Source organism: Sabulicella rubraurantiaca, from assembly GCF_017355885.1.
In the GTDB taxonomy this organism is placed as follows: domain Bacteria; phylum Pseudomonadota; class Alphaproteobacteria; order Acetobacterales; family Acetobacteraceae; genus Roseococcus; species Roseococcus rubraurantiacus.
Genome location: NZ_JAFEUU010000001.1, coordinates 441,476 through 462,205 on the forward strand (window position 1 = coordinate 441,476; position 20,730 = coordinate 462,205).

The window sequence follows — 20,730 nt, forward strand, 5'->3', positions numbered from 1 at the left end:
AGTCTACTCAGGTCCCGTAAGGCTTGCGACCGGAGGATGATGCACAGATGGATGAAACTGCACGCGATATTGCTAAGGCAGCGGGCGAGATTGGGAAGGGCATCGGAAAGACGGCCGACTTTGGCGGGAAGGTGGTTGACGCTGGGACCGGGTTTGGCGGTTGGTTGAAGGATACTTTTGGCACGATCCCGCAAGACCTTCTCGGTGTCGCAGGAGGCGACTGGCTACACTATAGGCGCCGAATGAACCTGCTCCAACTGGAACTGAAGACCGAAGTCCTGCGTGAGAAACTGAATGAAAATAGATTGATCGAGCCCAGTCCGAGCATCCTGTTACCTCTCCTTCAACATGCCGCGAATGAAAGCAGAGATGAGCTGCAAGATCTGTGGGCTGCACTCCTGATTAGTGCGATGCATCCGGAAGCCTATAGACGAGTGAGGAGATCTTTTTTCGAAACCCTGATGAAGATGGAGCCGCTAGACGCTCTTGTATTCGATAAAATCATCAGATCAAAGACCCCAGCCGTAAATAAAGGAGCCAGGAAGTTCCTTGAAGAGGAGCTAGGCATCAGACAAACTGAGGTTCAGCTCAGTATGGCTGCCCTTAGTAATTTAGGACTACTTACTGGCGATCAGTTCTCTTACGTTAGTCCCTACGGCTATGAATTTTGGAGAGCGTGTAATCCTGAGGAAGCGTCGGTGTGAAACCCGCTTGATCCACCTCTCTTTCGTCACGTCCTTGTTGCGCTCGTCGCGGTAACTTATCCACCACAGCTTGCACCAAGGGGCCAAGCGGGCCCACAATGCTCCCACAACCAACCCGCCGGAGCAGGAAAGGACGGCTGGATCAGTTGCTTAGGAGACGGACCCTGCGGCTCCAACCGCCGGAGCCATCACCCCAGCATTTCTGCAGTGTGCGTGGTTTGGCATTGCGTCCATTGCCGACCAAGGCCCGTTGGCTGCCGCCGTTCCGGTTATGAGACGCGGGCTTCCAGCTGGACGAGGGAGTCGATGTGCTGCCGGAGCGGACCACGGCCCCGATCTCGCTCTCGCTTCCAGGCAGCTGACCAGACGCACCATGCCCACGTTATCGGGGATCCGGTGGCGCGGTTGCTATGGCTTTTCAGGCCGCATCAGACCGAAGTCGAGGGCAAGCGCCCGCCCCAAGTCGCGGAAGGAGAACGCGTTGCGCCGCGCTCCCGCGCGCCAAAGCGCGTCTCCAGTGCGAAACAACTGCCCTGTTCCCCTTATGGAGGCGGCATATCGGGCCGACCGCGCTTCCCTCGCGGCCCAATCCCGCACCAGTTCACTCGGCGGCTCAGCGTAAAAAAGGTGAAAGCCCTCTGACAAGGAAAGGACACGACGCCCCAAAGCTCGGGCGCAGGTGTCAAGGCTTGCCGAGGTAAAGATGGAAAAATGCCCGTTGCGAGGAGCTATGTACCACCAGTCAATATCGGCCTTATTGGGCAGGGTCAGAGTAGAAGCCAAAAATGCGCCGCTGGGTTTTGCAAAGCGAAGCGCATCGCGAGACGTGCCGATTGGATCGCGGCTGTGCTCGAAAACCTCAAAAGCGGTGATGAGGTCGTAGCTCTTCTCTTCAGGCTCCGCAGTTCTGTCCCCGAAATAGGGATCGTAGCTGTCAAACAAATAGCCTCTTTCGCGCATAATGCGCGTTAGCAGACCGTTTCCCCCGCCGTAGTCGAGAACACGGAGATGCTTGCGATCAGGGCCAAGCATGGCTTGCAGCACCTCCGCGCTGCTACGCGGGCGGGCCACTGCGAAGTCGGGATCCGCGAGATGGTAATCGCTGTTGTAGATCCTGATGCCGATCTCTGCATCCGTTAGCGCGTCGAAATGTGTAGTGAACACGAAGCCGCATCTTCCGCAGCGGACATAGGCGATGTCCTCGCCCATCCAGCGGAAGGGAGGCGGTCCTCGGCGATCCTCGCAACTTCGTGAGGCGTCCACGGACCCGAAGGGATAGAGGTTTGACCCGCCGCAACACTTGCAGTGCCCCGACGCATAGGCCGATCGCTGCTGTGTATGGCTCACACCCGACGAACCTCGCTCATCAATGCTTCCCATTTTCACACACCCGGCGGGAATTCTTGGGCGTGAAGGCGTTGCGAAACAAGGAAATAATGGGCACTGTCGCTACATGCGCGAATTTCGCAGAATTATGCACACGACCGATTGACCCTTCCAACCACAGGGTCAGTCATTCCGAACTCGGTACGGCGCCTCGGAGATCATTCTCTCGCATAGAAACTGCTACCGAGTGCATAGGTCGTGTGACGACGCACGGCGTTTCATCGGGTTCGGCGATCGCGAAGGCGCGACACTGTGCCTCTGCTCTCATGAGCGAAGACAGGGAACATGCGCTATACATTCGGCACGTAAGGCACATCCCTTCCCGGTCAGGGAAGGCACCCGCGAAGCTTCGGCACGGCCGCACACCGCCGCTCAAGTCGTAAATGCGCAGCCCCAGCGAGCGGCTTAGCGGCGTGAACTGCCTCCAAAAGAAGTGTGTTTCTCAGGCGGCCGAGCCGCACCTCAAGAAACCCCAGCGCCTGCGGAGCGTGCCTACTCGCCCCGCGGGGCAAGCACCTCGTTCGCGATGCTTTGCTGTTTCGGGGCCACCCTCAGTACCCGTATTCGCGCCGCGCCGCCTCAGGCGTCAGCAGCCCATCGGCCACGTCGCGCTCCACCAGCGCGCGGTCGCGAGTGCGCGGGTCGCCCATGCCCCCGCCGCCCGGCAGCTTGAGGACGAGATGGCGCCCCTTAGGGACAATCTGAAAGCCCTTAGTCCGCAGCACCGTGCCGTTGGGGTCGTTGAGCCCGACCCAGCCCCCAGCCCCATTGCCGCCGCCCTGCCTGCCCTTCGGCGGGTTCGCGACGCGGTCGAAGATGGCGTTCACCGCGAACTCGGCATCGTTCTTCGCGCTGATCTCCATGATCTGGCCAAAGCCACCGCGCGTGCGACCGGGGCCCGCGGAGTCTGGACGGAGCTCCTTGCGCCAGAAGATGACAGGGGCGACGTTCTCCGTTGCCTCCACGGGCATGGTCCGGACGCCGGAAGGGAAGGCGATCCCATCCAGCCCGTCCTTACCGGGCCGGGCGCCCGTGCCGCCGCTATTGAAGGTAATGATCTCGAAATCATCGACCTCGGCCGCTTGGCCGCTCACCTGGGCACCGCCGCGCAAGGGCGGGTTCCACAGGGCGGAGGAGCCTTCGGCATTGACCCGGTCTGGCACGAAACCTTCGAGGCAGCCCATCATCAGGTCCGGCAGAAGCTGGCCGACCACGTGGCGCACGCTGACGGGGTAGGGCCGCGGTGCATTGAGGATGCAGCCCTCGGGGATGGACATGCGGAAGGGCAGAAGGCTCGCCCAGTTATTGGGAATCTCGGGCGCCACCACGCACTTGATGCCGAAGCAGGAATAGGCCCGGCAATAGGCGGGCGGGACGTTGATGCCGCGGGTAGACAGGCCGGATGTGCCCGCGAAGTCCACCTCGATCCCGTCTTCCTTCACCTCCATCGCCGCCTTCAGCGTCACCGGCGCCTCGTAGCCGTCGGAGCGGATCTCGGCCGAATGGCGGCCGAGCGGCAACTTGGCGATCTCGGACAGGGTGGCGCGCAGGCTGCTCTCGAAGATGAAGTTCGCGAGGTCGTCCAGCGAGTCCATGCGGTACTCGGCCATCATCTCGGCAAGGCGACGGGCGCCCGCGTCGTTGCAGGCGCAGAGTGAGTAAACGTCGCCCTCCAGCTCCACTGGCGTACGCGACCCCGCACGAAGGATGTCGAAGAAAGTCTCGTTTGCGCGACCTTCGTCGAAGCACTTTACGATCGGAATATAGAGCCCTTCCTCGAAGACGCTCCGTCCCTCGGGGCCCATACCAAGGCCGCCAATGTCGATGATATGTGCCGTGTTGGCGAAGAGCCCGATGATCTTCCCATCATGGAAGGCGGGCGTCACCACCGTCAGGTCGTGCAGGTGCCCGGTGCCGAGCCAGGGATCGTTGGTGATGTAGTGGTCGCCCGGCTTCATGATGTGAGCGGGGAACTTTGCCAGGAAATGCCCCACCGACTCCGCCATGGAGTTCACGTGGCCCGGCGTGCCGGTGACGGCCTGCGCCATCATCCGGCCCTGCAGGTCGAAGATGCCTGCGGAGAGGTCGCCCGCCTCGCGCACCGTGGTGCTAAAGGCGGTGCGGATCATGGTCTGCGCCTGCTCCTCTACCACCGCGATCAGGCGGTTCCACTGGATCTGGCGGTTGATGGCCTGCATCGCGTCCATCACGCGGCCTCCTTCACGAGTTCCAGGTACCCCAGCCCATCCATCCGGCAGGTCCAACCTGGCCCCACCAGCGTGCTCGTCTCCGCCTCTGCCACGATGCAGGGGCCTGTCACGACAGCGCCCGGCGCCATGGCAGTGCGATCGTAGATGGCCCAGTCCGCCACCTGCCCGGACGCCGTGTCGCGCACGCGCTGCGTCCGGATCGGCGCCGGGCCGGGCGCGTCGGTGACTTCGGCGGCGGGCAGCACCTTCTCTATCACGGTCGCGACGGTGACGGCGAAGCTGAGAACCTCAACGTCGCTGCCGGGCACCGGGCGGTCGTAGAAGCGCGCATACTCCGCATCATAGGCCGCGCGGATGGAAGCAACGTCCTCCGAAGTCAGTTCGCGCGTGGGCAAGGGAACCGCGATCTCATGTCCCTGCCCCACATAGCGCATATAGGCGATCCGGGCTTCGGTCGTCTCGGCGCCGAAGCTGCCCTGCGCCACGACGGAGGACGCCTCGGCCGCCATGTCCGCCAGCAGCGCGTTCACTCCCACGAGGTCGAAGGACGCAAAGCGCGTGTAGAGGCTTCGCACCACCTCATACGCGACCGGGGCGCGCAGGAAGCCGATGGCGCTGCCCACCCCGGCCCCGCTGGGCACCAGGATGCGGTCCACGCCGATCTTCTCGGCCACGCGGCAGCCATGCACCGGGCCACCACCGCCAAAGGCGATGATGGCGCGGCCCTCATAGGATTTCGCGCTCTCGATGGCATGGACGCGGGCGGCGTTGGCCATGTTCTCGTCCACCACCTCGACGATGCCGAGGGCAGCCATGCCGGGCTCCAGGCCCAGCCCCTGCCCCACATTCGTCGTGACCGCGGCCTCGCTGGCCTTCACATCCAGACGCAGGCTGCCGCCCGCGAAGCTTTCCGGATCGTAGCGGCCGAGCAGGAGGTTCGCGTCCGTCACGGCCGGGCTGGTGCCGCCGCGGCCATAGCAGGCCGGGCCTGGGTCGGCGCCCGCGCTTTCCGGCCCGACCTGGATGCGGCCCAGGCTGTCGAGATGGGCGAGCGATCCGCCGCCCGCGCCGATCTCAACCATCTCGATCACAGGGATGCGGAGCGGCAGGCCGGAGCCCTTGCGGAAGCGCCCGACCCGCGCGACCTCGAAGGTGCGGCTGGCCTGGGGCGCGAAATTGTCGATCAGGCAGACCTTGGCCGTGGTCCCGCCCATGTCGAAGGACAGGACGTGGCTCAACCCGCGCTGCCGGGCCACATGGGCGGAGAAGATCGCTCCGCCCGCCGGGCCGGATTCGACGAGGCGGATCGGGAAGCGCGCGGCGGTGGCGATCGTGGTCAGCCCCCCGCCCGACAGCATCAGGAAGAGCGGCGCCGTCATGCCCATTGCGCGCAGCCCGTCCTCCAGCCGGCCCAGGTAGCTGGCCATCAGCGGCTGGACATAGGCATTGGCGGCGGTGGTGGAGAAGCGCTCCCATTCCCGCATCTCCGGGCTCACCTCGGAGGAGAGAGAGACGGGAATTCCGGGCAGCTCCTCGGCCAGGATGGCGGCGGCGCGGCGCTCATGCGCCGGGTTCACGAAGGCGTGGAGGAAGCCGACGGCAATGGCTTCGATCGACTCCTTGCGCAGCACGGGCACCAGGGCGCGCAGCGCCGCCTCGTCCAGCGGGCGCAGCACCTTGCCGGTGTTGTCCAGCCGCTCCGGAACCGGCAAACGCCAGCGGCGCGGCACGAGCGGTTCCGGCAGGCTGATGTTGAGGTCGTACTGGTCGTAGCGGCTCTCATTGCCGAGAGCCAGGACGTCACGGAATCCCTCCGTGGTGATCAGCGCCGTCCGCGCACCCTTGCGCTCGATCAGCGCATTGGTCGCGAGAGTCGTGCCGTGGATCACCAGCGACAAATCGCCGGCCGCAAGCCCGGCCTTCTCCAGCACCACGCGCACCCCTTCCAGCACGCCCTGCTCGGGCGCACGGGGTGTGGTGAGGACCTTAGCCGTCCAGCGCTGGTGGTGCTCCTCGCCGGTCCGTGCCTCCAGCGCCACGTCGGTGAAAGTGCCGCCGATATCGGCGGCGAGGCGCACGTCGCTCACCATCCGCGGACGATCCCCCCGTCCACGCGCAGGATCGAGCCGGTGATGTAGGCCGCCTGCTCGGAGCACAGGAAGGCCACCATGGGACCGTATTCCGCGGGGTCGCCATAGCGGCCGGCGGGGATGGTCTTCGAGCGTTCGGCGATCACCTCGTCCACGCTCTTGCCTTGGCGCTTGGCAAGGCCGCTTGCCGTCTCGATCGAGCGGTCGGTGCGGATCGCGCCGGGGGCGACGATGTTGCAGGTGACGCCCTCATGCGCGACCTCGGCGCTGAGCGTCTTCATCCAGCCCATCAGCGCGGCGCGTAGCGTGTTGGACAGCACCAGGTTGGGCAGGGGCTGCACCATGCCGGTGGACCCGACATTGATGATGCGTCCCCATTTCTGGGCCCGCATGCCGGGCAGCACCGCATTGGCGACGCGGATGGGCGACAGGACGATGCGCTGGAACCAGGTGGCGAGAAGCTCCTCCGTCACCTCCAGCGCCGTGCCTGGGGGCGGGCCGCCATGGTTCTGCAGCAGGATGTCCACCCCGCCCATGGCGTCCTGCGCACCCTTCGCCAAGGCGTCCATCTGGGCGCCGTCCGCCACGTCGGCGACAATGCCGACGGCGCTGGAGGCGCCACGTGCCTTCAACTCGCCGCAAACGGCGTCCAGCGCCGCCTGATCGCGGCCGGAGATGACGAGGTGTGCGCCCTCCGCGGCCAGAGCGTCGGCCACGGAGCGGCCCAGCCCCTTCGAGGCGCCCATTACCAGCGCGCGGCGGTTCTTCAGTCGCAGGTCCATGCCCGTTGCTCCCGGAATCTCTGGCGGCGGGGACCGTGCCGCCCCTGGCCCCCTCTGTCCAGCCGGGTCTGCGGATGTATACGGCAGGGACATCCAAGGAGCGTCCCCCATGCCGAAGCCCGTCCTGCTCGTGACCCGAAAGCTGCCCGACCAGATCGAGGCCCTGGCCGCGGAGCGCTTCGATGCGCGGCTGAACCCCCAGGATGAACCCTGGTTCCGCGACGGCGCAGAGATCGCACGGCGGGTGGCAGAATGCGGCGCAGCGGGCATCCTCTGCGCGGCGGGCGACCCGCTGAACGGCGCCGCCATTGCTGCCCTGCCCGCCTCGGTCAAGGCCATCGCCACCTTCAGCGTCGGCTATGACCACATCGATGTGATGGCGGCGCGCGAGCGCGGCATCACCGTCACCAACACGCCGGAGGTGCTGAGCTTCGCCACGGCCGAGACCGCCATGACTCTGATGCTAATGGCCGCCCGCCGCGCAGGCGAGGGCGAGCGCATGGTCCGCGCGGGCAAGTGGGAAGGCTGGGCCCCGACCCAGCTGATGGGCGTCACGCTGGAAGGCAAGAAGCTCGGCATCCTCGGCATGGGGCGGATCGGGCGGGAACTGGCGCAGATGGCACGCGGCTTCCGGATGGAAATTCACTACCGCGACATCAATCGCCTCCCGGCCGATCTGGAACAGGGCGCGATCTACCACGACAATGACGACAGCTTCCTGGCCGCGATCGACGTGATCTCCATGCATGTGCCGGGCGGCGACGCCACGCGGAAATGGCTGAACAAGGACCGGCTGTCCAAGATGAAGCGCGGCGCGCTGGTGGTGAACAGCGGCCGCGGCGGCAGCGTGGACGACGCTGCGCTGGTGGAAGCGCTGAAATCCGGCAAGATTCGCGGTGCGGGGCTCGACGTGTACGAGGGTGAGCCGAAGGTCTTCGAGGGATATATGAAGCTAGAGAACGTGGCGCTGCTGCCGCACCTGGGCAGCGCGACCATCGAGACGCGCGATGCCATGGGCCGGCGCGCGCTGGAGAATCTGGAGGCGGTGCTGATCAAGGGCAGCCCGGCCCCGCATGAGGTCCGCTAGGCGCTGCGGACCTGACGGAGGAAATCGGCGGATTTTTGCTCCAGCTGCGCCGCTTCCCCCGACAACTCACCCGAAGCGGTGAGCATCTCGCCTGCGGCGCGGCCGTTCTCGCCGGCCGCAGTGCGGACATCCTCGATCCGCCGGGCCACGGTGCCCGTGCCCTCCGCCACCAGTGCCGCGGACCGCGCGATCTCTCGGGTCGCGGCGCCCTGCTCCTCCACCGCGGCGGCGATGGCGGTGGTCACCTCGTTCATCCGTTCGATGATGCCGGAGATGTTGCGCAGCGCACCCACCGCTTCCTGGGTGGTGCCCTGGATGCCGCCGATCTGCGCGGCAATTTCCTCCGTGGCCTTTGCGGTCTGGGCGGCGAGATTCTTCACCTCGCTCGCCACCACGGCGAACCCCTTCCTTGCCTCGCCGGCCCGTGCCGCCTCGATGGTCGCATTGAGTGCGAGAAGGTTGGTCTGGCCCGCGATGTCGCAGATCAGCCGGACGACATCTCCGATCTTGGCCGCGGCCTGGGCGAGGCCCTGAACCGTGCCGTCCGTGGCCCGCGCTTCGGCAGCGGCGGCCCGCGCAACCTCGGCGCCCTCGGCGCCTTGGCGGGTGATCTCGGCGACGCTGGCCGCCAGTTCCTCCGCGCTGGCCGCGACAGCCTGCACATCGGCCCTTGCGCGGCCCGATGCCTCGGCCACCGCGTCAGCCTCGCGCCCGGAATGTTCGGCGAAGTGGGACAGGCTGCGGGCGGGTTCCTGCATGCGCCCGGCTGCGGCGGAGACCCGGCCCACCACCTGGCCGACCTCCTCCTCGAAGCGGTCCGCTAGGCGCGCCTGCGCCGTCACCTCGGTCCAGAGCATCATCGGGCCGACGTAATGACCCTGCCCGTCGCGGATGGCACTGACCTGGATGTCCACCACCTCGCGTCCCACCAGGATCGGGGCACGGTGGGGCAGCTTGTCCGGATCGGCGAGGACGGCGCGGATGTGCTCCGGCTTCTCATGGAAGCAGTCCAGGCTCTTCCCAACCGGCTCGCCAGCCAGGGCCGGAAGGCCTTCGGACGCCCTCTGCAGCGAGGCGCGAGCCTGGGGGTTCACGTATTGGATGCGGAACTCGCCGGATGGCTCAGCCATCATCACGCCGACGCTCATCTGCTCCAGCATCTGGGACTGGGCGAAGGCGCGATTCACGGTCGCGCGAAGCTCCTCCAGTGCCTGGGCGATGCGGCCGATCTCGTCCGTGCGGTCGCGGTCGCCCACCGGCTTCGAGGCTTCTCCGGCCGCGATGGAGCGGACGGCGTCCGCCAGCCGGCGAAGTGGCGTACCGATCGCGCGCGAGGTGAGCCAGGAGGAGAGCAGGAGGATTGCCGCCACCACGCCGCCCACCATCCAGACGGAGCGGATCATCCCCGACATCGCGACCGTCGCTTCGGCGGCGCGGGCCTCGGCGGCCGCTGCGAGGTGCCCGTTGGCCTGTTCGCTCACGGTCAGAAGACGTTCGCGCGCCGGTTGGATCGTGCCGGTGCGGATCTCCAGCACCCGGCTGGCCAGGGCGAGCATCGCTTCCGCCTCGCGTGCTAGCGTCTAGCCCGTGTCGGCGAGCCGGCGCATGTCCGACTGAAGCGGCCCCTCGGAGACGGAGACGAGGCGGCGGGCATGGACCCTGCCTTGCGCGACCGCCCGCCGCACGCGCGTAGCAGCCTGCGGGTCATCGGTCGACAGGAAGCGCTGGATGCCCAGCCGCGTCTCATTCACCGACGCGACAAAGGTGTTGAGGATGTCGCGGACTTCCTCCCGCGCGTCGCCATTCAAGGTGAACGGTAGGTTGGCGGAGGCCGACTCCAGCGCTTGGTCGAAGAGCGGGAAGGCGGGGAAAAACCCGCGGTCGCGGCGCGACACCGTCTCGATCCGCGTCTCGACGCCGCTGGTGAAGGCACCCGCGAGGGATTGCAGCTCCATCCGCGCAGCGGCCAAGGCGCTGCCCGCTTGGCCTTCGCCCGCGGCGCGTAACGCATTCTCCATATGGGCCCCGGCCGCCTCCATCGCATTCCGGAGGGCCTCCGCCTCACGGAAGATGGTTTCGGGACTTTGCGCAATGAGGATGCCCCGCCAGGCAGTGTTCGCCGCCATGGCCTCCCGCACCATGGCGGCGGCGGATTGCTGCGCGCCCACGGCGGCGCGCTCGCCCGACTGGGCCTCGGCGGCACGCCGCCCTTCCTGCACGACGAGGAATACGAGCGTGCCGAGCAGGGCCATGGCCACGGCGGCACTGACGGCGAGCTTGCTCGCGACGGACAGGTTGCGAAGGAATCTCATGCGGACCTTCTCTGGTGCTGTGCCGCACAGGATGCGGCGGCAAGCTTAAGGTCCGGTGAAGCCTCGACAGGGCCGAGGGTGCGCCGCATAAGCGTGAAAGCCGAAACTGGGGGAACCCAAGCATGTTCTTCGACTTCGAGGCGCTTCCCGCTGCCGATCGCTACAAGCTCGTCGTCTCGACCGTCGTGCCCCGCCCCGTCGCCTGGGTGGTGAGCCAGGACGAGGCGGGCGTCCTGAATGCCGCCCCCTATTCCTTTTTCAATGCGCTGACGGATGATCCCGTCGTGATCGCCATTGGCTGCGGCCCCCGGCCGGACGGAGCGCGTAAGGACACGCTTGGCAATATCCGCGCGACCGGCGAGTTCGTCGTCAACCTCGTCAACGAAGCGACGGTGGAGCGGATGAACATCACCGCCATCGATTTCGGCCCTGAGGTGAATGAGCTCGAGGAGGCCGGGCTGACGACGACCGCATCCTCGAAGGTTAAGCCGCCGCGCATCACCGAAAGCCCGGTGGCGCTGGAGTGCAAGACCTTTCAGCTGATCACGGTCGGGCATCACACCATCGTGCTCGGCCAGGTTCTTGCGATGCACATCGCCGACGAGGCCATGCTGGATGTCGAGCGGAAGTATGTGGACACCCCGAAGCTCGGCCTGGTCGGGCGCATGCATGGCCGCGGCTGGTATGCCCGGACCACGGACCGGGTCGAAGTTCCACGGATTGCGCTGAAGGACTGGCAGTCCCGCAAGGGCGAGTGACGCGAGCTTCGGGGCCGGTCGTTCCCTCCGGCCCCGTCCCGCGCTATAGCGCGGCTGAATGCGAATGCTTCTCAATCACGGACGATGAGCTCAGCGCTGCGTCCTTTGTCGCGCCAGCGGCGGCCGCTGCTGCCCTTGCTGGCGGCGGCGTTGCTGCTCCTGCCGATTGCGGCGGTGCTCGTCTCCGCCACGACTCCGACCGGGGCGGTCTGGTCGCATATCGCGCACACCTTCCTGCCAGAGATGCTGGGCAACACGGCCCTGCTTGGCATGCTGGTGGTTGTCCTGGCGGGGGCGACCGGGGCGGTGACGGCCTGGCTGGTCACGGCTTGCCGCTTCCCCGGGCGCGACGGACTGCAGGTGATGCTGCTGCTGCCAATGGCCATGCCCGCCTATGTCGCCGGATATGCCTGGACTTGGCTGATGGACGTGTCCGGTCCGGTGCAGTTCGCGCTGCGCGGAGCCACCGGCCTCTCCTACGGCGCCTATTGGTTCCCCGAGATGCGTTCCCTGCCCGGCGCGGCCCTCGTGCTTGCCATGGTGCTATACCCTTACGTCTTCCTGCTGTGCCGCGCCGCCTTCCTGGCGCAGAGCACCTGCTTGGTGGAGGTGTCGCGGACGCTGGGTCATTCGCTCGGCCGCACCTTCCTGTCGGTCGCCCTGCCGCTGGCGCGCCCTGCACTGGTGGGGGCCAGCGGCCTCGTGCTGATGGAGACGCTGGCGGATTTCGGGACGGTGCAGCATTTCGGCATCCGGACCTTCACGACCGGCATCTACGAGGCGTGGTTCGGCATGGCAGATCGCGGCGCCGCCTCGCAGCTCGCGGCGGCGCTTTTGTTCTGCGTGGCCCTACTCCTGGCGCTGGAGCAGGCGACGCGCGGCGGCCGGCGCTTCCACCCCATGACGACGCGTCATGCGCCGTTCCAGCCCGTCCCCCTGCATGGCGCGAAGGCAGCTCTAGCCGGTATCGCCTGCCTGCTCCCGGTGCTGCTGGGCTTCGCGGTCCCGGCAGGGGCGCTGCTGGCCCTGATGGTGGAGGCGGGTGATCCGCTTGCTCCCTCGCGCTTCCTGCCCTTCCTGACCAACTCGCTGACCCTGGCCGGCATCACCGCAGCCTTCGCCGTACTGATCGCATCCTGGCTTGCCTGGTCGGCGCGGCTATCGGGCGGGAGAATGGCGCGGCTGGCCGGACGGGCGGCGGGGCTCGGTTATGCCATCCCTGGGTCAGTGATCGCCGTCGGGGTGCTGGTGCCCTTTGGCCTGTTCGACAACGCATTGGATGCCTGGATGCGCGCGCGCTTCGGCGTTTCCACCGGCCTGCTGCTCTCGGGCACGCTGGCGGCGCTGGTCTTCGCCTATCTGGTGCGGTTCCTGGGCGTCGCGCTTTCGGCGGTGGAATCCGGGCTGGCGCGGTTGAAGCCGACTCTGGGAATGGCAGCTCGCACCCTGGGCTGCGCCCCTGGCGAGGCGGTACGGCGCGTGGAGATCCCGCTGACGCGCGGTGCCCTACTGACAGCCGGAATCCTGGTCTTCGTCGATACGATGAAGGAATTGCCGGCGACGCTGATCGTGCGGCCCTTCGATTTCGATACGCTGGCGGTCCGGGTCTACAATCTCGCGAGCGACGAACGATTGGCCGAGGCTTCCACCTCGGCCCTTCTGATCGTCTTTGCGGGTCTGCTTCCCGTCATCGCGCTGACCCGGGCGATGCGGAAACACTGATCTCTCAGTCTGCGTGCTGGTCCGGTGCGGGGGCGGAGTTCAGCTGGATGTAGCGCGGCAGGCCGATCTGCTCGATCAGCGTAAATTGCGCGTGGAGGAAGTCCTCGTGCTTCTCCTCATCCGCCAGGATGCGCAGGAGCAGGTCGCGGGAGACGTAGTCGCGGACCGACTCGCAATAGGCGATGCCCTCGCGCAAATCCTCCATCGCCTTTTCTTCGATCTTCTGGTCGGCCTCCAGCACCTCACGCACATTCTGGCCGATCAGGATGTGGTTGAGGCGCTGCACGTTGGGCACGCCGTCGAGGAAGAGGATGCGCTGGATGAGGTCATCCGCGTGCTTCATCTCCTCGATGCTTTCCTCGTACTCGTGCTTGCCGAGGAGGGTGACGCCCCAGTGGTTCAGCATCCGGGCGTGCAGGAAGTACTGGTTGATGGCCGTCAGCTCGTTGGTGAGCTGTGTGTTCAGGTGCTCGATGACCTTGGGGTCGCTCTTGGGCATCGCATGGGTCCCTTCCGTTCAGGCGGCCTTGGCCGACTCATCCCGGATCATGGACAGGATCGTGCCGGTGCAGCAACCGCATTGGGCGGATTTCCCGCAGGCGCAGTAGACATCCTTGGGACGGTCCGCGCCGCCGGCGATGGCGGCGCGGATATCCTTGTCGGTCATGGCATTGCAGATGCAGACGACCACGCGGGCCTACCTCCAGCCGGCGCGCTGCATCACGCGCAGCGCTTCGGGGGCATTGGCCAGCAGCTTGGCGCCATCTGGCGTCTCGGCCTTGAAGCGGCCGAGGGAGACCAGGAAGGGATGCGTCTCCGCCTCGGTCGCGGCCGGGTATTCCATGTTGCCAAGGGCGAAGATGCGCTGCGCGTCCGGAGTGGTCAGGAAGTCCAGGAAGCGACGGGCGTTCTCGGCATTCGGGGCGGTGCGCACCAGGGCGGCGCCGCTGATGTTCACATGGGTTCCGCGGTCGCCCTGGTTCGGGAAGATCACGGCCACGCGGCCGGCCAGTTCCCTGTCCTCGGCACGCTGCGAATTGTTCAGCAGCCCTAGGTAGTAGGTGTTGGCCAGGGCGATGCGCCCCTGCCCAGCCAGCATGGCGCGGATCTGGTCCGTGTCGCCGCCAGAGGGCGGGCGGGCCAGGTTCGCTGCGACGCCTCGCGCCCAGGCCTCGGTCGCCGCCTCGCCATTCGCCGCCAGGAAGGAGGAAGCGAGGGCGATGTTGTAGCCATTGCCGGAGGAGCGGATCAGGAACTGGCCGCGGAAGCGGGGGTCGGCCATGTCCTCATAGCGAGCGAGGCCCTCGGGCGCGCCGCGGGCGCGGTCGTACATCAGCACGCGGGCACGGCGGGACACGGCGAACCACATCCCCTCCGGTCCGATCAGCTCCGCCGGGATGCGGCTGGAGATGGCGTCGGAGCGGACCGGTTGGGTCAGGCCCATCTCGGCCGCGCGGGCGAGGCGCGAGGCGTCCACCGTCAGGATCACGTCGGCCGGAGAATTGGCGCCCTCGGCGCGGATACGCTCCAGGAGCTGGTCCGCATTGGCCTCGATCAGGCGGATGCGGATGCCGGATTGCTGCGCGAAGGTCTCGTAGAGCGCTCGGTCGCTGTCGTAGTGTCGCGAGGAGTAGAGGTTCACCACCCTCTCTTGCGCGGAGGCGAGGCGCGGGGCGGCCAGAGCGGCCGGAATGGCGGCGAGTAGGCTACGGCGAAGCATCGAATCCCTCCCGGGGAACGCGTCGCCATAGCGTATGCCGAGATTGCGAAGCGTTCGCAAGTGGAAATGCGAAAGATTCGCAATCTCATAGGGGCAGGCTAATCCGGGATGGTCGCCATCAGAGTTTCCAATCGGTCCGCCTCGCTGGCCGGCTTGTCGCGGCGGATGCGGGCGATGCGGGGAAAGCGCAGCGCGACGCCGGATTTGTGCCGGCCGGAGCGCTGGGCCGCATCGAAGGCGACTTCCAGGACCAGCTCCTTCTCAACCTCCCGCACCGGGCCGAAGCGTGCCGTGGTGTTGTTGCGGATCCAGCGGTCCAGCCACAGCAGTTCCTCGTCCGTATAGCCGCTATAGGCCTTGCCGATAGGCACCAACTCCTCCCCCCGCCAGAGGCCGAAGGTGAAGTCGCTATAGAAGGAGGACCGCTTGCCGTGGCCGCGCTGGGCATACATCAGCACGGCATCAATGGTCAGCGGGTCCCGCTTCCATTTCCACCACAGCCCCTTCACCCGGCCGGGGACATAGGCACTGTCGGCGCGCTTCAGCATCAGCCCTTCGATGGACGCCGCCCGCGCCCCGTCGCGGATCGCTGCCAGCTCCTCCATCGAGGAGAACGGGATCAGCGGCGACACATCCATCAACGGAGGGCGCTCCCGCGCGAACCAGGCCTCCAGCCGTGCCCGCCGCGCGTCGAAGGGCAGGCTACGCAGGTCCTCCTCCCCGTCCATGAGGATGTCGTAAAGGCGGATCATGGCCGGGTGCTGCTGCTGCAGCTTGGCGCCTGGCGCCTTGCGGTTCAGCCGCTGCTGGAGATCGGCGAAAGGTGCGACCTCGCCCTCCCGCACCACGAGCAGCTCCCCGTCTAGCACGGCGTGGAAGGTCAGGGACGGCGCGAGATCCGGAAAAGAGGCGGACACGTCCTCGCCACCGCGGGACCAGAGCCGTGCCCCGCCGGGGCCGCTCGTCACCTGGACGCGGATGCCGTCCCATTTCCATTCCGCCCGCCAGTCCGCGGCATGGAGGGCGGCGAAATCCTTCTCTTCCAGCGGATGCGCCAGCATCAGCGGGCGGAAGACAGGGGCACCATTCGGGTCGGGGCGCGGCCCCTTCCCTTCCAGCCAGCGGAAGAGCGGGATGTAGGGCGGGGCGACGCCGTGCCAGACCTCCTCGATCTCATCCAGCGCGGTGCCCGACCATTCGGCCAGCGCCGTCTTCGCCAAGCGGGCCGAGGCGCCGACGCGCAGTCCGCCCGTCACCAGCTTGATGAGGGCGAAGCGGGCGGAGGCATCGAGCACGTCCAGCCAGGAGGCGATGAGTTCCGGAAGATCGGCCTTGGAGGTGAGTTCCAGCAGCTCCACCACCTCGGCGAGGCCGGGGGGTGGCTGGTTGGCACCGGGGCGCTCGGGCCAGATCAGCGCCACCGTCTCGGCGAAGTCGCCGACGTAATCATGGGAGAGGGCCAGCAGCGTCGGATCGGTCCGGCCCGCGACGAGGTCCCGAACCAGGGCGGGCTTCGCCGTCTTCAGCGCCAACTCTCCCGCCAGGGCGGCGAGCCCGACGCCGCGATCCGGGTCCGGCGCGGTGGCGAACCAGTGGCGCAGCAGGCGCAGCTTGCCGTTGCGTGAAGGGGTGTAGACCAAGGATTCCAGTAGGGAAGCGAAGAGCTTGACGCTCATTCCCCACCTCCCGGCTCATCCTCGATCTCATCGTCGCCCAGCCCGACGAGGTGCAGGGCACGGCCGCGCTGACCGCGCTGGGCCAGAGCGTGGATCAGCGCCTCATCGCGACCATGGGTGATCCAGATTTCCGGCGCCTGGACCTCGGCGCAGGTGTCCAACAACTCGTCCCAATCGGCGTGGTCGCTGATGACCAGCGGCAGTTCCACCCCGCCCTGGCGCGCGCGTTGCCGGACCCGCATCCAACCGGAGGCGAGGCAGGGCACCGGCTCCGCAAGGCGCCGGGCCCAGCGATCCTGGATGGCGGAGGGCGGCGCCAGGACGATGTTCCCCACGAATAGCGCCTTGTTGGCGACCGTCGCCGGTTCCAGCGGGCCGAGTGGCACGCCCAACTCCTCGTAGAGGCGGCACAGCTTCATCAAGGCCCCGTGCAGCGGCACCGGGCGATCCCATCCGGCCTCGCGCAGCAGGGCGATCAGGCGTTGCGCCTTGCCCAGCGCGTAGCAGCCGATGACATGCGTCCGCTCCGGGAAGAGCGCGACCGAGTGGAGCAGCTTGCCGATCTCCTCCGCCGGGTCGGGATGGCGGAAGACCGGGAGGGCGAAGGTCGCCTCGGTGACGAAGACGTCGCAGGGCACCGGCTCGAAGGGGGCACAGGTCGGATCGGAGCGGCGCTTGTAGTCACCGCTCACCACGGCGCGGCTGCCTTTCCACTCCATTACCACCTGGGCCGAGCCGAGCACATGGCCCGCAGGGCGCAGCGTCACGCGGACGCCGTTGATCTCCAGGACCTCCCCATAGGGAATTTCCTGCTGGACGCGCCCTGCCCTGTCCTTGCCCATTCGGGCACGCATGATTACCAACGTCTCGTGCGTCGCCAGCACGGCGCCGTGGTCGGGGCGGGCGTGATCGCTGTGGCCATGGGTGATGACGGCGCGCGGCACGGGCCGGACCGGGTCCACGAAGAAATCGCCCGGCTTGCAGTAGAGGCCTTCGGGCCGGGTGCAGAGCCAGGTTTCGGGATGGGGTGACAGCATGTGATAGGGTGAATGCGCCTTTGCCGCCCTCGGTTCCCCGCCTATATCGTGGCGGTGCCCGGAACATTGCCCGAACGTTTTGAGAGTTGGTTCGCGGCTCGCGGCTGGCAAGCCCGGCCACACCAGCTTGCCATGGTCGAGGCAGCCCAGGCCGGCCGCTCGGCGCTGCTGATCGCCCCGACAGGCGGCGGCAAGACCCTGGCCGGCTTCCTGCCCAGCCTGATCGAGCTCGCCGAGACGCCCGCTGAGGGGCTGCACACCGTCTATGTCTCACCCCTCAAAGCGCTGGCGGTAGACATCGCCCGCAACCTGTCCGCCCCGATCGAGGAGCTTTCGCTGCCTATCCGGGTCGAGGCGCGAACCGGCGACACGCCCGCAAACCGCCGTGCCCGGCAGCGCGCCGCCCCGCCACAAATCCTGCTGACCACGCCGGAAAGCCTCACTCTTCTCCTTTCCCTGCCCGAGGCGAGGGAGATGTTCGGTGGACTACGCCGCGTGGTGGTGGACGAGGCGCACGCCCTGGCCGGCACCAAGCGCGGCGACCAATTGTCTCTCTGCCTTGCCCGGCTGGAGAGCATCGCCCCCGACATGGCCGTCGCGGGGCTTTCGGCAACGGTGAACCACCCTGACGCGCTGCGGGAGTGGCTGCGGCCGGGCGGCGACGTGACGCTGGTGCGCGGCGCGGGTGGCGCACCGCCGGAGATCGGCGTCCAGCTTCCCGCCGGACGGCTCCCCTGGGGTGGCCACATGGGCCTCGCCAGCGCACCGGAGATCATGGCGCGCATCGCCCAAGCCGGCGTGACGATCGTCTTCGTCAACACCCGCGCCCAGGCCGAGCTGGTTTTCGCCGCGCTGTGGCGGCTGAACGATGCGGCGCTGCCCATCGCCCTGCATCACGGCTCGCTCACCATCGAGCAACGGCGGAAGGTCGAGGCGGCGATGGCGGCCGGGACGCTGCGCGCCGTGGTGGCAACAGCCTCCTTGGACCTTGGGATCGACTGGGGCGCGGTGGATCAGGTGATCCAGGTCGGCGCCCCCAAGGGTGTCGCGCGCCTCCTGCAGCGCGTGGGCCGCGCCAATCACCGCATGGACGAGCCGAGCCGCGCCTTCCTCGTCCCCGCCAACCGCTTCGAGGTGATCGAATGCCGCGCCGCCATCGAGGCCGTCGCCGCCGGGGAGTTGGATGGCGATCCGCCGCGGCCTGGTGGGCTGGATGTTCTGGCGCAGCACGTGCTGGCGATGGCGTGTCACGCGCCCTTTCACCCCGACGCGCTCTATGAGGAAGTGCGGCGCGCCGGCGCCTATGCCGAACTTTCGCGGCGCGACTTCGACGATGTCGTCCGCTTCGCCGAGGATGGCGGCTATGCCCTGCGCTCCTACGATCGCTGGCGGCGGCTGTTCCGCGATGCGGAAGGCCTCTACCACATCCGCGGCGATGGGGTGGCGCGCATCGTGCGGATGAACCTCGGGACCATCGTGGACACGCCGCTGCTCAAGGTACGGATGCGCGGCGGGCCGATGCTTGGCGAGGTGGAGGAGTGGTTCATCACCACCCTCGTTCCCGGTGACGCCTTTCTTTTCGCCGGGCAGGTTCTGCGTTTCGAGGGGATGAATGGCGTCGTGGCCGAGGTGTCGCGCGGCAGCGCCAGCGATGCGCGCGTGCCGACCTACGCCGGCGCGAAGCTGCCGCTTTCCACGCATCTTGCGGCGCGTGTGCGCACCATCCTGAACGACCCGAAGCGCTGGCGCGAACTTCCCAGCGAAGTACAGGACTGGCTGCGGCTGCAATCGCTCCGCTCCCGCCTGCCGGGAAGCGATGACCTGCTGGTGGAGAGTTTCCCGCGCGGCGGGCGCTGGTTCATGGTCGCCTATGGCTTCGAGGGGCGCCTGGCGCACCAGACCCTCGGGATGCTGGCGACGCGGCGGATGGAGCGTCTGGGCTGGGGGCCGCTCGGCTACGTCGCCACCGACTACGTCCTTGCCGCCTGGATGGCATTCGAGCCGGGCGACGCCGCGGAGATCTTCACCGAGGACCTCCTCGGCGAGGAACTCGAGGAGTGGATTGCGGAATCCTCGATGCTCCGCCGCACCTTCCGCAACATCGCCACCGTGGCCGGACTGATCGAGAAGAACCATCCGGGCCAGGAGAAGACCCGACGGCAGATGACCGTGAACAGCGACCTGATTTACGACGTGCTACGCAAGCACGAGCCCGACCATATCCTTCTGCGCGCCACCCGCGCCGAAGCCGCATCTGGTCTCACCGACGTGGCACGCATTGCCGCGCTCCTGAGCCGAGTGAAGGGGCGCGTCGTGCATCGCCGCCTCCGGCGCGTCTCACCCCTCGCGGTGCCGGCGTTGATCGAACAGGGGCGCGAATGGGTGCCGGGCGGGGCAGAAGACGACATCCTGGCCGAGGCCGCCGCCCTGGTGAACGATGTGACGGACGGCGCCGAGCGCTTCAACGAGACGCTGGCGGAGCTGACCGATGAGATCCAGGTCCGTCCGGCCGTGGATCAGGACCGGTCCCGCTTCGGGCGACCTGAGCGCCGCCGCCAGGCCAGGAGGCGAGCATGATCGCGGCGCCCGTCCACCTGCTGGGGGAGCGGCTGATGCTCTGCCCCTCCGGCGCGCTGCACTGGCCCGCTGAGCGCACGCTGGTCGTCGCCGATCTCCATCTGGAGAAGGGCAGCGCCTTCGCTTCGCGCGGCGCCATGCTGCCGCCCTACGACACGCGCGAGACTCTGCAACGCCTCTCCCTCGCCATCAGGCGCCATGGCGCGAAGCGTTTGGTCCTGCTGGGCGACAGCTTCCACGACGGCGCGGCGGCAGGGCGGATGGCGCCCGAGGATCGCTCGGCCCTGGAACGCCTCTGCGCGGGTCTGGAGGAATGCATCTGGGTGTCGGGGAATCACGACGCGGAGCACGGCGTGGCGGAATGGCGGCGCCGCAAGCTGGTCTTTCGCCACATCGCCAGCGATGTGGCGCGGAGCGAGGCGGAACTCAGCGGCCATTTTCACCCGAAGGCGACCATGCCGACGCGGATCGGCGGCATCACCCGCCCGTGCTTCCTCTTGTGCGCGAACCGTCTCGTCCTGCCTGCCTTCGGCGCATTCACGGGTGGGTTGAACGTGCTGGACCCGGCCATGGCAGGAATCGCGCGGAATGCCGTGCGCGTCTTCCTGATCGGCGACGCGCGGCTGCATTCCGCGCCCTTCGATGCGCTGCGACGGGCGGCCGCCTGAC

At 67.4% G+C, this 20,730-nt stretch carries 17 protein-coding genes; 6 read left to right on the forward strand and 11 right to left on the reverse strand.

Going from position 1 to position 20,730, the window contains the following annotated elements:
- Positions 1–47: 47 nt before the first annotated feature.
- Positions 48–704, forward strand: a complete 657-nt coding sequence (locus tag JTJ31_RS02185; RefSeq protein WP_207536944.1) for an Abi-alpha family protein — start codon at positions 48–50, stop codon at positions 702–704.
- A 408-nt stretch (positions 705–1,112) separates the two neighbouring features.
- Here JTJ31_RS02185 and JTJ31_RS02190 read toward each other — a convergent pair whose 3' ends face one another.
- The 4 genes from JTJ31_RS02190 to JTJ31_RS02205 form a co-directional block, all read right to left on the reverse strand.
- Positions 1,113–1,913 carry a class I SAM-dependent methyltransferase gene (locus JTJ31_RS02190; protein WP_207536945.1) on the reverse strand — a complete coding sequence of 267 codons (801 nt, stop codon included), beginning with the start codon at positions 1,911–1,913 and terminating at the stop codon, positions 1,113–1,115.
- Positions 1,914–2,641: 728 nt separating this feature from the next.
- Positions 2,642–4,297 carry a hydantoinase B/oxoprolinase family protein gene (locus tag JTJ31_RS02195; protein WP_207536946.1) on the reverse strand — a complete coding sequence of 552 codons (1,656 nt, stop codon included), beginning with the start codon at positions 4,295–4,297 and terminating at the stop codon, positions 2,642–2,644.
- Positions 4,297–6,390, reverse strand: coding sequence for a hydantoinase/oxoprolinase family protein (locus JTJ31_RS02200; RefSeq protein ID WP_207536947.1), 2,094 nt, complete (start codon positions 6,388–6,390; stop codon positions 4,297–4,299). The genes JTJ31_RS02195 and JTJ31_RS02200 overlap by 1 nt, the downstream gene beginning before the upstream one ends.
- A complete protein-coding gene (locus JTJ31_RS02205) occupies positions 6,384–7,172 on the reverse strand; it encodes an SDR family oxidoreductase (protein ID WP_207536948.1) in 789 nt (262 codons plus the stop codon). The genes JTJ31_RS02200 and JTJ31_RS02205 overlap by 7 nt, the downstream gene beginning before the upstream one ends.
- 109 nt (positions 7,173–7,281) lie before the next feature.
- Here JTJ31_RS02205 and JTJ31_RS02210 point away from each other — a divergent pair, with 109 nt between their 5' ends.
- Positions 7,282–8,259, forward strand: a complete 978-nt coding sequence (locus JTJ31_RS02210; protein WP_207536949.1) for a 2-hydroxyacid dehydrogenase — start codon at positions 7,282–7,284, stop codon at positions 8,257–8,259.
- Here the strand turns inward: JTJ31_RS02210 and JTJ31_RS02215 are convergent.
- Complete coding sequence (locus JTJ31_RS02215; protein ID WP_207536950.1) at positions 8,256–9,815, reverse strand: methyl-accepting chemotaxis protein; 1,560 nt, start codon at positions 9,813–9,815, stop codon at positions 8,256–8,258. The two genes, JTJ31_RS02210 and JTJ31_RS02215, sit on opposite strands and share 4 nt — an antisense overlap.
- Before the next feature lie 24 nt (positions 9,816–9,839).
- Positions 9,840–10,571, reverse strand: a complete 732-nt coding sequence (locus tag JTJ31_RS02220; RefSeq protein ID WP_207536951.1) for a hypothetical protein — start codon at positions 10,569–10,571, stop codon at positions 9,840–9,842.
- Positions 10,572–10,693: 122 nt separating this feature from the next.
- Between JTJ31_RS02220 and JTJ31_RS02225 the strand changes: the two genes are divergently transcribed.
- Together JTJ31_RS02225 and JTJ31_RS02230 are read left to right on the forward strand one after the other, a co-directional pair.
- On the forward strand, positions 10,694–11,329 hold the full coding sequence (locus tag JTJ31_RS02225; RefSeq protein ID WP_207536952.1) for a flavin reductase family protein: 636 nt from the start codon (positions 10,694–10,696) through the stop codon (positions 11,327–11,329).
- Between the two features lie 84 nt (positions 11,330–11,413).
- The gene (locus JTJ31_RS02230; RefSeq protein ID WP_207536953.1) at positions 11,414–13,051 is read left to right on the forward strand and encodes an ABC transporter permease; all 1,638 of its coding nucleotides are present in this window, start codon (positions 11,414–11,416) and stop codon (positions 13,049–13,051) included.
- Positions 13,052–13,055: 4 nt separating this feature from the next.
- Here JTJ31_RS02230 and bfr read toward each other — a convergent pair whose 3' ends face one another.
- The 5 genes from bfr to JTJ31_RS02255 all read right to left on the reverse strand — a co-directional run bounded on the left by bfr (position 13,056) and on the right by JTJ31_RS02255 (position 17,484).
- Positions 13,056–13,550 (reverse strand): bacterioferritin, encoded by a 495-nt coding sequence (bfr, locus tag JTJ31_RS02235; RefSeq protein ID WP_207536954.1) that lies wholly within the window; start codon positions 13,548–13,550, stop codon positions 13,056–13,058.
- Positions 13,551–13,568: 18 nt separating this feature from the next.
- Positions 13,569–13,742, reverse strand: a complete 174-nt coding sequence (locus JTJ31_RS02240) for a (2Fe-2S)-binding protein (protein ID WP_207536955.1) — start codon at positions 13,740–13,742, stop codon at positions 13,569–13,571.
- 6 nt (positions 13,743–13,748) lie between these two features.
- Positions 13,749–14,771, reverse strand: a complete 1,023-nt coding sequence (locus JTJ31_RS02245) for an extracellular solute-binding protein (protein WP_207536956.1) — start codon at positions 14,769–14,771, stop codon at positions 13,749–13,751.
- A gap of 98 nt (positions 14,772–14,869) precedes the next feature.
- Positions 14,870–16,447 carry a cisplatin damage response ATP-dependent DNA ligase gene (locus JTJ31_RS02250; protein WP_207536957.1) on the reverse strand — a complete coding sequence of 526 codons (1,578 nt, stop codon included), beginning with the start codon at positions 16,445–16,447 and terminating at the stop codon, positions 14,870–14,872.
- Positions 16,444–17,484: a ligase-associated DNA damage response exonuclease gene (locus JTJ31_RS02255; RefSeq protein WP_207536958.1), complete on the reverse strand. Its 1,041-nt coding sequence runs from the start codon at positions 17,482–17,484 to the stop codon at positions 16,444–16,446. The genes JTJ31_RS02250 and JTJ31_RS02255 overlap by 4 nt, the downstream gene beginning before the upstream one ends.
- A 132-nt stretch (positions 17,485–17,616) precedes the next feature.
- Here JTJ31_RS02255 and JTJ31_RS02260 point away from each other — a divergent pair, with 132 nt between their 5' ends.
- Together JTJ31_RS02260 and pdeM are read left to right on the forward strand one after the other, a co-directional pair.
- Positions 17,617–20,061, forward strand: a complete 2,445-nt coding sequence (locus JTJ31_RS02260; protein ID WP_236019772.1) for a ligase-associated DNA damage response DEXH box helicase — start codon at positions 17,617–17,619, stop codon at positions 20,059–20,061.
- Positions 20,058–20,729 (forward strand): ligase-associated DNA damage response endonuclease PdeM, encoded by a 672-nt coding sequence (gene pdeM / locus JTJ31_RS02265; RefSeq protein ID WP_207536960.1) that lies wholly within the window; start codon positions 20,058–20,060, stop codon positions 20,727–20,729. Before JTJ31_RS02260 ends, pdeM begins: the two co-directional genes overlap by 4 nt.
- The last annotated feature ends 1 nt before the right edge of the window (position 20,730 follow it).

What these genes read in the sequence shown, in the direction of transcription:
- JTJ31_RS02185 (WP_207536944.1), top strand. Translation starts at nt 48, where the DNA reads ATGGATGAAACTGCACGCGATATTGCTAAGGCAGCGGGCGAGATTGGG.
- JTJ31_RS02190 (WP_207536945.1), bottom strand. Translation starts at nt 1,913, where the DNA reads ATGGGCGAGGACATCGCCTATGTCCGCTGCGGAAGATGCGGCTTCGTG.
- JTJ31_RS02195 (WP_207536946.1), bottom strand. Translation starts at nt 4,297, where the DNA reads ATGGACGCGATGCAGGCCATCAACCGCCAGATCCAGTGGAACCGCCTG.
- JTJ31_RS02200 (WP_207536947.1), bottom strand. Translation starts at nt 6,390, where the DNA reads ATGGTGAGCGACGTGCGCCTCGCCGCCGATATCGGCGGCACTTTCACC.
- JTJ31_RS02205 (WP_207536948.1), bottom strand. Translation starts at nt 7,172, where the DNA reads ATGGACCTGCGACTGAAGAACCGCCGCGCGCTGGTAATGGGCGCCTCG.
- JTJ31_RS02210 (WP_207536949.1), top strand. Translation starts at nt 7,282, where the DNA reads ATGCCGAAGCCCGTCCTGCTCGTGACCCGAAAGCTGCCCGACCAGATC.
- JTJ31_RS02215 (WP_207536950.1), bottom strand. Translation starts at nt 9,815, where the DNA reads ATGCTCGCCCTGGCCAGCCGGGTGCTGGAGATCCGCACCGGCACGATC.
- JTJ31_RS02220 (WP_207536951.1), bottom strand. Translation starts at nt 10,571, where the DNA reads ATGAGATTCCTTCGCAACCTGTCCGTCGCGAGCAAGCTCGCCGTCAGT.
- JTJ31_RS02225 (WP_207536952.1), top strand. Translation starts at nt 10,694, where the DNA reads ATGTTCTTCGACTTCGAGGCGCTTCCCGCTGCCGATCGCTACAAGCTC.
- JTJ31_RS02230 (WP_207536953.1), top strand. Translation starts at nt 11,414, where the DNA reads ATGAGCTCAGCGCTGCGTCCTTTGTCGCGCCAGCGGCGGCCGCTGCTG.
- bfr (WP_207536954.1), bottom strand. Translation starts at nt 13,550, where the DNA reads ATGCCCAAGAGCGACCCCAAGGTCATCGAGCACCTGAACACACAGCTC.
- JTJ31_RS02245 (WP_207536956.1), bottom strand. Translation starts at nt 14,771, where the DNA reads ATGCTTCGCCGTAGCCTACTCGCCGCCATTCCGGCCGCTCTGGCCGCC.
- JTJ31_RS02250 (WP_207536957.1), bottom strand. Translation starts at nt 16,447, where the DNA reads ATGAGCGTCAAGCTCTTCGCTTCCCTACTGGAATCCTTGGTCTACACC.
- JTJ31_RS02255 (WP_207536958.1), bottom strand. Translation starts at nt 17,484, where the DNA reads ATGCTGTCACCCCATCCCGAAACCTGGCTCTGCACCCGGCCCGAAGGC.
- JTJ31_RS02260 (WP_236019772.1), top strand. Translation starts at nt 17,617, where the DNA reads ATGGTCGAGGCAGCCCAGGCCGGCCGCTCGGCGCTGCTGATCGCCCCG.
- pdeM (WP_207536960.1), top strand. Translation starts at nt 20,058, where the DNA reads ATGATCGCGGCGCCCGTCCACCTGCTGGGGGAGCGGCTGATGCTCTGC.